The sequence below is a fragment of the Streptomyces sp. MB09-02B genome (assembly GCF_033794485.1).
Classification (GTDB): Bacteria; Actinomycetota; Actinomycetes; order Streptomycetales; family Streptomycetaceae; genus Streptomyces.
On sequence record NZ_JARGEE010000208.1, the window covers coordinates 4,474 to 15,929 of the forward strand.

Here is an 11,456-nt window from a genome sequence, read left to right on the forward strand (position 1 = left end):
CGTCGGCGGATTCGTCGAGTGCGGAGGCTTCGTCGGCGGATTCGTCGAGTGCGGAGGCTTCGTCGGCGGATTCGTCGAGTGCGGAGGCTTCGTCGGCGGATTCGTCGAGTGCGGAGGCTTCGTCGGCGGGTGCGTGGAGTGCGGAGGCTTCGTCGGCGGATTCGTCGGCGGTTTGGTCGGGTGCGGGGGCTTGGTGGGCGGGTTCGTCGGCGGATGGTCGCCGTAACCGCCCTCGGGCTCCTCGTCGTTCGGCTGGTCGCCGTAGCCGCCCGGGGAGTCGTCCTGGTGTCCGTATCCGCCTTCGTCCCAGTCCTGCGTGGACTCCTCGTACGCCGCACCCTCCTCGTACGCCGCACCCTCGTCGTACGCCGTGCCCCCGTCGTACTCCGTGTGCTCGTCGGGCCCCTGGTACGCGTCGGACCCCTGGTGCGCGTCGGGCTCCACGTACTCCTCGTATGACGGCGCCGCCCAGGAGTCGTCGGGTTCCGGAGCCGAGGAGACCGACTCCTCGGGTGCGGACGCGGGGGCCGGCGTGTACACGGGCTCCGCGACCGGAGCGGCATGACGATCAGGGACGCTCTCGGCGCTCTGAACGCTCTCAGCGCTCTTGCCACTGCCGGTGCTCTTGGTGCTCTCGGTGCTCTCCGGGGCGTGGTCGCCGGCGTTGCCGCACGCGTTGCCGACGGACGGGTTGCCGATGGCGGCGGCATCCACGGTGTTGCCGCAGACGTTCACCGGAACGGTGACCGGCACCTCGACCGCGTTGCCCGAAGCTACGCCGGGCGAGTTCGCGGCGGCCCCGTGCGCGCCCGTGTCCGCTAGGACCGGCGTGCCGTAGAGGGACAGCAGGCCCGTCGTCGCGGCGGCCACGACCATTCTCTTGCGCAGGGTCTGTCGCATCTCGTGTTCTTCCTGCTCGAAGAAGTGGGAAAAGCCGGCCTTGGAGCCGTTGAGGACACTCCAAGACCGGCTGAGGCACCGCCGAGCGGCTGGTGCGAGGCGTTACGACGTCAGTCGTTGACGCACACGTTGCCGGCTGCCGGGTTGAGCAGACCGATGACGTTGATGGAGTTACCGCACACGTTGACGGGGATGTGGATCGGGACCTGAACCACGTTCCCCGAGAGGACACCCGGGGACCCGATGGCGGCACCCTTGGCCTCGGCGTCGGCAAAGGCCGGGGTGGCCATGCACACGGCCATGATCGCGCCGGCGACGACGACAGCGCTCTTCTTGAGCTTCACGTCATTTCCCTTCTCTGCGGTCATGCCCTGATTGACGGCCGAAACCGAGCGAGCACAGCATGGACGGCTCGCATCATGACCTGCAGCCTGTGGAACGAGGAATAGACATCGGAAGAAACTTCCGAACGCGGAGCGTAGGGTAATTCACCCAATCGCCCCGCGAGATGATCGGAAAGGCATATCGACCGCACCCGAATGGCGGGCCCGGGGACAGACGAACAACTCGGGCCGAACGCATCGCGCCCAACCCGAGTCGTCTGACGATATTCCGATCAGTTCTTGCCGCCGCCGTTGCCGTTGTCCGAGAGGATCGGGATGTCGGACAGGATGTGCGAGAGGGGCTCGTCACCCTTGGCCTGGGTGGAGTTCTCGGTGCACTGCTGGTTCTGCGGCGCGGACAGGATCGGGATGTCCTGGGCCGCGAGCCCGGCGAGCAGTCCGAGACCGCCGATGTTGGCCTTGAGCGGCAGACCGACACACGGCTTGTTCAGCGAGCCCTGGACCAGCGAGAGCTGAGGGCTCATGTCGCCCTTGGTGACGGAGTTGCCGAACGCCTGGTGGGCGCCGTTACCGCTGAAGGACGTGGTGCCACCGTCGTCGGCGAGCGCCTGGGGCGCGGCGGCGGCCGCGAGGCCCGTGATGGAAGCGGCGACCGTGACCGCGGCCATTGCCTTCTTGAGCATTTCGCGTTCCTTTCCTGGCGGACCCGCGGGTCCCTAGACGCTGGCAGCAACGGCGACGCGCCCACACGGGTTTCGGAAGGTCACTCATTCGGCCCGCTCGTGTCCGCGCATTCCCGCGCATCAGCCTGTCTGCGCACGCCCCGCGCCCACTCTTCATGTGGGCCGACTGAGTGAATCAGAGCAACCGGAAAGTCCGGGGACGAGTTGTCCATGACGCTCCGGTGGAAAACGGGGTCCGTCCAGAAGGGGAATCACAAGTGATCAAGAAGATTATGGCCGTGACGACAATCGCCGCCTCCGCCGTCGGAGCCTCGGCGGCCGTCGCACCCCAGGCGCTCGCCGACGACGGTGGCACCACGTCCTTCAGCGGGAACGACGCCCACCAGGTGTACGGAAACTCGGCCACGTACGGCAACATGAGCCCGCAGATGGCGCTGATCCAGGGCTCACTGAACAAGCCGTGCATCGGCCTGCCGCTCAAGGCCAACCTCGGAGGCGCCGGGCTCATCGGCGGCATCGCCCTCCAGGACATCCCGATCCTGTCGGCCCCGCAGAACCAGCAGTGCACCGAGAACTCCACCCAGGCCAAGGGTGACGAGCCGCTCTCGCACATCCTGTCCGACATCCCGATCCTCTCGGACAACGGCAACGGCGACGGCAAGCACTGACGATAAGCCGCCTATTGCTCCAAAAGGCGCAATCAACGCAACCGTTGGCTGGATGCCCTGTTGATCAGGGCGCAACTCCGCAACGGAGTCCGCTTTCCGAAAGGGTTCGAACATGAAGAAGCTGTGGGCTACCGCGGCTGTTGCCGCTTCCATCACGGGCCTCGCGGCCGCCGCCGCGCCCCAGGCGCTCGCCGACGACGGTGGCACCACGTCCTTCAGCGGTAACGGCGCCCACCAGGCGTTCGGCAACTCCGTCACCAAGGGCGACATGAGCCCTCAGCTCTCGCTGGTCCAGGGCTCGCTGAACAAGCCCTGCATCGGTCTGCCGGCCAAGCTGAACCTCGGCGGCATCGGCGCCCTCGGAGTCGCGCTCCAGGACATCCCGATCCTGTCGGCCCCGCAGAACCAGCAGTGCACCGAGAACTCCACCCAGGCCAAGGGTGACGAGCCGCTCTCGCACATCCTGTCCGACATCCCGATCCTCTCGGACAACGGCAACGGCAAGGACGGCGGCAAGTAACACCGACGCCACCAACGGACGGACACGAGCGGGTCGCCGAGTTCTTCGGCGGCCCGCTTTCACGTGCGCGGAGGAGTGTCCCGGCCGTCGCTCACTTCTTCGCGTACAGCGACTCGATCGCCGCCGCGTACGCCGCCGTGACCGCGTGGCGCTTGACCTTCATGGACGGGGTGAGCAGGCCGTTCTCCTCGCTGAACTCGCCTTCCACCAGCTTGAACTCGCGGATGGACTCGGCGCGGGAGACGGCCTGGTTGGCGTAGTCGACGGCCTGCTGGACGTCGGCGCGCATCCGGGGGTCGGTGACGATCTCGGCGAGCGGGGTGTCCGGGGACATGCCGCGGACGTGCAGCCAGTGGGTGACGTCCTCGGGGTCGAGGGTGATGAGGGCGGCGACGAAGGGGCGGTTGTCGCCGACGACGATGCACTGCCCGACCGGGGGACGGCTGCGGAGCCGGTCCTCCAGGACGGCCGGGGAGACGTTCTTGCCGCCGGAGGTGACGAGGATGTCCTTCTTGCGGCCGGTGATGGTGAGGTAGCCGTCCTCGTCGAGCGCGCCGAGGTCACCCGTGGCGAACCAGTCGTCGGTGAGGGCGGCGTCGGTGGCGACCGGGTTGTTCCAGTAGGTGCCGAAGACGATGCCGCCCTTGATGAGGACCTCCCCGTCGTCGGCGATGCGGACGGCGGTGCCGGGGACGGGTTGGCCGACCGTGCCGGGGCGGGGCTTCAGCGGCGGGACGATGGTGGCGGCGGCGGTGGTCTCGGTGAGGCCGTAGCCCTCGTAGACGATGATCCCGGCGGCGTAGAAGAAGAGGTTGAGGTCGCGGTCGAGGGGGGAGCCGCCGCTGATGGCGTAGCGCACCCGGCCGCCGAGCTCCTTGCGGACGCGGCGGTAGACCAGCAGGTCGTACAGGGCCCAGGCGGCGTGCAGACCCGGGGTCGGGCCGGGGCCCCGGTCCAGGAACCTGTCCAGATGGGCGCGGGCGAAGCGGACGCCGAGGCGGTGGGCGCGGTCGAAGGAGGCGCCCCGGCCCAGGCGTTCGGCGGTGGCGCGGCCGGTGGCGTGGATCCGCTCGAAGAGGTACGGGACACCGACCAGGAAGGTGGGGCGGAACTTCTTGAGGGCGGGCCGGAGTTCGTCGGGCTTGATGCTCGGGCAGTGGCCGATCTCAATGCGGGCCAGGAGACAGGCGATCTGGATCGTGCGGCCGAGGATGTGGGCGAGGGGGAGGAAGAGGAGGGTGGAGGCGACCTGGCCGGAGATCTCCTTGAAGATCGGGTGGAGCAGTTCGACCGTGTTGGCGGCCTCCGCGTGGAGGTTGGCGTGGGTGAGGACACAGCCCTTGGGGCGGCCGGTGGTGCCGGAGGTGTAGCAGATGGTCGCCGCCGTGTCGGGGGTGAGGGCGGCGCGGCGTTTGGTGACCTCGTCGTCGGGGACGCCCCGGCCCAGGTCGGCGAGGTGGGCGAGGGCCTCCCGGTCGATCTGCCAGACGTGCGGGGGCTGGGAGTGGCGGGCGGTGGCGGTGGCGACGGCCTCCGCGTTCTCGGGGCTCTCCACGACCACGAAACGGCAGCCGGAGTCGCGGACGATCCACTCGATCTGGTCCGGCGAGGACGTGGCGTAGATGGGGACGGACTGGCCGCCGGCCGCCCAGACGGCGAAGTCGAGCACGGTCCACTCGTAGCGGGTGCGGGACATCACCGCCACCCGGCCGCCGGGTTCGAGCCCGGCGGCTATCAACCCCTTGGCGGTGGCGGTGACTTCGCGGGCGAAGGCGGTGGCGGTGACCGGCTGGTAGGTGCCGTGGCGGTCGGCGTGGCGCAGGACGACGGCGTCCGGGGCCTCCGTGGCGTTGCGGAAGGGGAGGTCGGCAATGCTGCCGCCGGTGGGGCGGGGAGCCAGGGCGGGCGTGCGTGCCTCGCGGACGACTCCCCGCGCGTCCTTGACGACCTCGACCTCGACCCGGTCGAGCAGGGCGCCGCGCTGCTTCGCCCGGTTCAGGTCCTTGCGTACGCCCATTCACGGCTCCCGAGGCCGACTCCTACATTACCGGCGAGTCAACTTACCCGTAAGTAAGAGAATTTCAAGGGTTTCGCCCGGCTCCGGGGGGCGGGTGGGGCGCGTGTGATAGGCGTGGATCATGCGCCCCCCACTCCTCAGGTCCGTCCTGATATCCGTCTGTGTCTCGTCCGTCGTGGTGCTGACCGGTGTCGCACCGGCCACCGCCACCGATTCCTCCGCGACCGATTCCTCTGCCACTCCCCTTCGTACGGTCGCGGGCGCCCGGTCGCTCACCGTGCTGACGGATCTGTTCGCCGAGCGGCTGCTCGTGGCGGACAAGGTCGCGGCGGCGAAGTACGGGACGGCCACACCCATCGACGATCCCGTACGGGAGAAGGCGATCCTGGACGACGTGGCGGCGCGGGCCGTCGGGCTCGGCCTCGATCCGGACGCCGTCACCGCGGTCTTCCGCGACCAGATCGAGGCCAACAAGCTGGTGCAGCGCGGCCTTTACGCCCGGTGGGACGCGCATCCCGGGGAGCGGCCCACCGAGCGGCCCGATCTGGTGAAGGAGGTGCGGCCGGTGCTCGACCGGATCACCACCGAGGTGTTGAGCGCGCTCCAGGAGACGGAGTCGTCGCGGGCCGGGGCTTCGTGCGGGCCCCGGCTGCGGGTGGCGGCGGTACGGTCCGCGGTCGAACACCGGCTGGACCGGCTGCACGGGGAGGGGCTGGTGCGGGCGCTGCCCTCGGTCTGCGTGCCGAGGGCCCACCCCGTCAGCTCCTGATCCCTTGAGTGTTTGGCACCTTGGGGTCCTGGCCCATTAGTTCCTAACCCATCAGGTCCTCCGCCGTCCTGATCGCCTCGGCCAGGGCGCGGAGGTCCTTGTCCGCACGGTCCTGGGCCAGGTCGTCCGCCCGGTGGCCCAGCCGGCTCAGCGAGGGGCGGGCCGGGAGGTCGGTCCAGCGGCCGTTCTCCTGGCGGAGTGCGTCGGCGAAGTACGCGGCCACGGCGGCGACCTGGAGGCCGTACGGCGCGGAGGTCCACAGGCCGCCGTGGAGGTTCGAGGCCTCCAGGCCGGCCGATTCCTCGTGCGGGGTACGGGTGTCGGGGTCGAGCCAGCGGACCGTGGCGGTGGCGAGGTGACCGGCGTCGGTGCCGTCCTCGGTGCGGACGGCGTAGAGGGCGGTGACGGTGTGGCCGGGGCCGACCTCGCCACCGTCGACGCGGTCGTCACGGAAGTCCTCGTCGGCGACCTGCCGGTTGTCGTAGCCGATCAGGCGGAACTCCTCGACCGTCGCCGGGTCGAAGGAGACCTGGACCTTGGCGTCGCGGGCGGTGAGGTCGACGTGGCGCGGGAGTTCCTCGCAGAAGACCTCCTCGGCCTCCTCCTCGGTGGAGACGTAGGTGGTGTGGCCGTCGCCCCGGTCGGCGAGCTGTTCCATGAGGTCGTCGCCGTAGTCGCTGCCGACACCGACGCCGAAGAGGGTGATGCCGTGCTCGCGGCGTTCGCCGGCGATGCGTTCGAGGATGGTGTCGGCGTCGGTGGCGCCGGTGTTGGCGAGGGCGTCGGAGAGCAGGACGACCCGGTTGGTGGCGCCCTTGCGCAGGCCGTCGACAGCGGTCTCGTAACCGGTCTCGACGCCCGCCGCGAGGTTGGTGGAGTCGGTGGGCTCCAGGCTGTCGACCGCGTCCAGGACCTCGTCCCGGTCGTCGTCGAGGCGGGTCATCGGCAGCACGGTCTCGGCCTGGTCGCTGAAGGTGACGATGGCTACCGAGTCGTCGTCGCGCAGCCGGTTCGTCATCGTGCGCAGGGCTTCCTGGGCGAGGTCGAGGCGGCCCGGTTCGGCCATGGAGCCGGAGACGTCGATGACGAAGGTGAGGGCGGCGGGCGGACGCTCGCCGTCGTCCCCGGCGGCTCGGGTGGCGAGACCGACGCGGACCAGGGACCAGGACCCGTCCTCGCCGTCGCCGGTGGTCCGGGCGCCGTCGACGGTCACCGAGAAGCCGTCGCCGTCGGGGCGTTCGTAGTCCTGGCGGAAGCTGTTGACGAATTCCTCCGGGCGGACGGTCGACGGGTCGGGCAGGCTGCCGTCGGCCAGGGTGCGGCGGGCGTAGCCGTAGGAGGCGGTGTCGACGTCGAGGGCGAAGGTGGACAGGAAGTCGTCGGGGGTCGGGGCGCTGTCCCGGGACTCCTCGTCCGTCTGTCCCTCCCCCCGTTCGCGGGGGCCGGTGCCCTCGGGGGCGGGGGCCGGGAAGCCGTCCTCGGGGCGGTTCTCGCCCTTTCCCCGGTCGTACGAGGAGGAGTTGCCCCGCCCGTCGGCGCCGCCGCTGCACCCGGTGAGGAGGAGGGCGCCGGCCGTGCCCAGGGCGAGGAGCGCGGTGCCGAGCCGTCGCCGGTGTCGTGGTGTCGTCGGCCGCGGCCTCGCCGTCGGACTGGTCCTGCGATACGTGTGCATCCGGGCCCCCTAGCCACGTCGTCTGCCGCCTTCCTGTGGGCGACTGTTGTGACTGTGACGGCGCGGGGGGCCCGGATGTGCGCTACGGGGAGTTGCGGATGCGTCTCGAAGCGGCCACGGCGGGGGCCCGTCGAGACCGGTAGGTGATCTTCCGTTGACCTAGGAGACGACGTCCTTGCGGCCGAAACCCCGGAAGGCCAGGGCGAACAGGACCAGGGCGTACGTTATGGAAACCGAGACGCCCTGGATCATGTCGGTGTACTCGGGCTGCGGGCGGACGACGTCCAGCCAGGCGTACTGCCAGTGCGCGGGCAGGAAGTGGCGCCAGTCACCGAGGGCGGTCACCGAGTCGAGCACATTGCCGACGATGGTGAGGCCGACGGCGCCGCCGACCGCGCCCAGCGGTGCGTCGGTCCGGGTGGACAGCCAGAACGCCATACCGGCGGTGACCAGTTGGGACACGAAGATGTACGCCACGGTGATCACCAGGGCCTGCGTGGCGGCGCCGGTGGCGAGTTCACCGCCGGTCGGCAGCTCCAGCGGGCCCCAGCCGTAGGCGGCCGTGCCGACGGCGAGCGCGACGACCGGCAGCAGCACCAGCGCCGCGAGGCTGAGGGTGAGGCCGACGACGAGCTTGGACCACAGCAGGCGGGCGCGGGGCACGGGCGCGGCGAGGAGGTAGCGCAGGGAGGACCAGCTGGCCTCCGAGGCGACCGTGTCGCCGCAGAACAGTGCGACGGGGATGACGAGGAGGAAGCCCGCCGCGGCGAAGAGGTTCACCGCGGCGAAGTTCGCGCCGGACGCCGTCGCCGTGTCCATCAGGTTGACCCGGTTGTTGCCCTCGCCGGGCGAGCCGCCGACCTGGAAGGCGATCAGCAGCACGAGGGGCAGGGCGAACAGGATGCCGCCCATGACCATCGTGCGCCTGCGCTTCAGTTGGCGGACCAGCTCGACCCTCAGGGGGAGGGTACGGCCGGCGCTGTAGCCGTCGGCGACCTCGACGGGCCGCGGGGACCCGGGTTGTGCGTGCTCGGCACGCTCGGTCAGCGTGCTCATGCGTGCTCTCCGATCAGGGTGAGGAAGGCGTCTTCGAGGCGGCGGTGCGGGCCGACCGACGACACGGGGACCTCCAGCCGTACGAGTTCGGCGACGAGGCGCTGGGCGCTGCCGTCGGCACCGAGGCGGACCACCAGGCCCTCGTCGGCGCGGACGGCCGAGTCGACGCCCGGCAGGGCGGCGATCTTCTCGACGAGCGGCTCGTCCACGGGCTCGGACGTGCCGACCAGCAGCGTGTCGCCGGAGCCGACGATCTCGCTCACGGGGCCCGCCTGAACGAGCTGCCCGTGGTCCATGACGACCAGATGCGTACAGGTCTGCTCGACCTCTGCCAGCAGGTGGCTGGAGACGATGACCGTGCGGCCGGCGGCCGCGTACCGGATCATGACCTCGCGCATCTCGCGGATCTGCGGCGGGTCGAGTCCGTTGGTCGGCTCGTCGAGGATCAGCAGGTCGGGCAGGCCGAGCATGGCCTGGGCGATGGCCAGGCGCTGGCGCATGCCCTGGGAGTAGGTGCGGACCGCGCGGGCCAGGGCGTCGCCGAGACCGGCGATCTCCAGGGCCTCGTCGAGGTGCGCGTCCTCGGCGGGGCGGCCGGTGGCGGCCCAGTACAGCTCCAGGTTCTCGCGGCCGGAGAGGTGCGGGAGGAAGCCCGCGCCCTCGACGAACGCGCCGACGCGGGAGAGGACCGGGGCGCCCGGCACGATCGCGTGGCCGAAGACCCGGATCTGGCCGCCGTCGGGCTGGATCAGGCCCATCAGCATGCGCAGGGTCGTCGTCTTGCCCGCGCCGTTCGGCCCGAGCAGGCCGAGGACCTGGCCCTTCTCGACACGGAAGGAGAGGTCGCGGACGCTGTAGCGGTCGCCGTTCTTGTACTTCTTGCTGAGGTCGGTGATCTCCAGGGGGACCTCGGCGAGCGCCGGGTCGGGGGCCGGGGTGACGATCCGGCGGCGGCCGGTGACCAGCAGGACTGCGGCGATCACCGCGCCGGCGATCGGCAGGTACCAGACCCAGGCGGGCAGCACGTCCGTGCGGTCGGCACTGCCGAGCGGCGTGGGCACCTCCAGGTCGCCCTTGAGGGAGACGGTGTACGTCGCCGGTGTCGTCGGGGAGGCGTAGCCGAGGTCGGTGGAGGCGAGGACCAGACGGAGGCTGTGGCCGTCGTCGAGGTCGTGGTCGACGGCCGGGAGGGTGAGCGTCACGTCCTTGCCGGACTTGGCGCCCTCGACGCGCACGGGCTCGACGAGCTGGGACGGCAGGACCTGGGACCTGCCGTCCGGACCGACGTCGTACACCTTGGCGAAGAGGACGGCGTCCTCGCTGGTCGACTTGACGTGGACCGTCGCCGTGGGCGAGCCGGTGATCTGGAGGTCGTCGGCGACGGGTTTCGACTGGAACGCGGCGAACTGGCCGGGGAAGTCCAGGGAGATGCTGACGCCGAGCGAGGAGAGCTGGGCGAGGCCGCCGGCGGCGCCGAGACCGGGCAGGGCCGAGATGGCGGGCGGGTTGGAGCCGGCCGGGTTCTCGAAGCTCTGCTCGCGGCCGGCGAGGGCGATCTTCGTGGGGTCGCTCTCCAGGCCCGGGTAGGTGTCGTCGGTGGTGCCGGCGAGGCGGGGTTCGCCGTCGCCGGATCCGGCACCGAGGGTGCGGGTGACGCGGAAGGCGGAGCCGGTGTCGGCGTCCTTGTCGTCCTTGAGGTAGCGGTCGAACCAGGCGTCCGTGCGGGCCTGGACGCGGCTGGTCTCCATGTCGCCGCCGTCGTGACCGCCGGAGATCCAGTCGACGTCCACGGGAGCGCCGTTGGCCTTGATCGCCTCGGCGGCGGCGTCGGCCTGGCCGAGCGGGAAGAGGGAGTCGGTCTGGCCCTGCATCAGCAGGGTGGGCACCTTGATGCGGTCGCCGACGGCCTCGGGGCTGCGCGCGTCGAGCAGCTTCACGGCCTCCGCGTCAGGCTGTCCGGACTCGGCGACGCGCTGGTACATCTCGCACAGCTGGGTCTCGAACTTCTCGCAGCCGCCGCCGGTGTTGACGAAGAGCCCGGCCCACAGCTTCTTGAAGACGCCGTTCGGGAAGAGGGCGTCCGCCAGGTTCCAGTACGTGATCGCGGGCGCGATGGCGTCGACGCGGTCGTCGTACCCGGCGGTCAGCAGGGCGATCGCTCCGCCGTAGGAGGCGCCGGCCATGCCGAGGCGGGGGTCGCCCTTCTTGTCGAGCTGCACCTCGGGGCGTTCCGCCAGCCAGTCGATCAGCTTCGAGACGTCGGCGACCTCGCCCTCGGGGTCGTTGAGCCCGATCTTGCCGGTCGACTTGCCGAAGCCGCGGGCGGACCAGGTCAGCACCGCGTAGCCGTCGCGGGCGAGGTCCTCGGCCTGCTCGCGGACGTCGTTCATGCTGCCGCCGAAGCCGTGGCCGAGCAGGACGGCCGGACGGCGGCCGTCACCGCCGGAGGTGAAGTACGAGGTGTCGATGCGTACGCCCTCGGCCGTCTCCATGGCCTGGTCGGCGCGTTTCACCGGCGCCGCTTCGTCCGAGGCGGTGGCCGTCCAGGTACCGGCCCCGGCGAGCACGACGACGGCGGCCGCGGCGGCGACGGTCCGCCGCGGCCTCCGCCGCAGCGCTCCGCGCAGTCGCGGTCCGGTCAGTCGAAGATCCATGCGTCAACGGTACGGGGCCGTGGTGGTGCCCCAGGGCCCCCTCAGGGGGGAAGAGTGGGGCATCCCACGGTCGTACGGGAGGAATTCGGCATACAGCGGGTGCGGTACGTCGATGGCTGACAGCAACCTGATAAGTCGCCCCCGCCGCCCCTACCCTTCCCATCCCCAGGGGC

10 protein-coding genes are annotated in these 11,456 nt (G+C 70.7%); 3 read left to right on the top strand and 7 right to left on the bottom strand.

Translation table 11 applies throughout. The annotated features are described in order from the left end of the window. From P1P70_RS26115 to P1P70_RS26125, 3 genes are all read right to left on the bottom strand, one after another. The coding region (locus P1P70_RS26115; protein WP_319241826.1) for a chaplin at positions 1–900 on the bottom strand (900 nt) is incomplete at its 3' end. Positions 901–1,010: 110 nt separating this feature from the next. Further along, entirely contained in the window at positions 1,011–1,268 is a 258-nt protein-coding gene (locus P1P70_RS26120) for a chaplin (RefSeq protein WP_319241828.1), read from the bottom strand. Positions 1,269–1,516: 248 nt separating this feature from the next. Further along, positions 1,517–1,927 (bottom strand): rodlin, encoded by a 411-nt coding sequence (locus P1P70_RS26125; protein WP_319241830.1) that lies wholly within the window; start codon positions 1,925–1,927, stop codon positions 1,517–1,519. 257 nt (positions 1,928–2,184) lie between these two features. Here P1P70_RS26125 and P1P70_RS26130 point away from each other — a divergent pair, with 257 nt between their 5' ends. Continuing rightward, positions 2,185–2,595 carry a rodlin gene (locus P1P70_RS26130; protein WP_319241832.1) on the top strand — a complete coding sequence of 137 codons (411 nt, stop codon included), beginning with the start codon at positions 2,185–2,187 and terminating at the stop codon, positions 2,593–2,595. 112 nt (positions 2,596–2,707) lie between these two features. After that, positions 2,708–3,115 carry a rodlin gene (locus P1P70_RS26135; RefSeq protein WP_319241834.1) on the top strand — a complete coding sequence of 136 codons (408 nt, stop codon included), beginning with the start codon at positions 2,708–2,710 and terminating at the stop codon, positions 3,113–3,115. 91 nt (positions 3,116–3,206) lie between these two features. On the opposite strand, the gene P1P70_RS26140 is transcribed toward P1P70_RS26135, so the two are convergent. Then, complete coding sequence (locus P1P70_RS26140; protein ID WP_319241836.1) at positions 3,207–5,132, bottom strand: AMP-dependent synthetase/ligase; 1,926 nt, start codon at positions 5,130–5,132, stop codon at positions 3,207–3,209. A gap of 121 nt (positions 5,133–5,253) precedes the next feature. On the opposite strand from P1P70_RS26140, the gene P1P70_RS26145 reads away from it, so the two are divergent. Continuing rightward, entirely contained in the window at positions 5,254–5,901 is a 648-nt protein-coding gene (locus P1P70_RS26145; protein WP_319241838.1) for a chorismate mutase, read from the top strand. A 43-nt stretch (positions 5,902–5,944) separates the two neighbouring features. On the opposite strand, the gene P1P70_RS26150 is transcribed toward P1P70_RS26145, so the two are convergent. The 3 genes from P1P70_RS26150 to P1P70_RS26160 all read right to left on the bottom strand — a co-directional run bounded on the left by P1P70_RS26150 (position 5,945) and on the right by P1P70_RS26160 (position 11,283). Beyond that, a complete protein-coding gene (locus P1P70_RS26150) occupies positions 5,945–7,573 on the bottom strand; it encodes a vWA domain-containing protein (RefSeq protein WP_319241840.1) in 1,629 nt (542 codons plus the stop codon). 159 nt (positions 7,574–7,732) lie between these two features. Further along, positions 7,733–8,629 carry an ABC transporter permease gene (locus tag P1P70_RS26155; RefSeq protein WP_319241842.1) on the bottom strand — a complete coding sequence of 299 codons (897 nt, stop codon included), beginning with the start codon at positions 8,627–8,629 and terminating at the stop codon, positions 7,733–7,735. Beyond that, positions 8,626–11,283, bottom strand: a complete 2,658-nt coding sequence (locus tag P1P70_RS26160; RefSeq protein WP_319241844.1) for an alpha/beta fold hydrolase — start codon at positions 11,281–11,283, stop codon at positions 8,626–8,628. Before P1P70_RS26160 ends, P1P70_RS26155 begins: the two co-directional genes overlap by 4 nt. Positions 11,284–11,456: the final 173 nt, after the last annotated feature.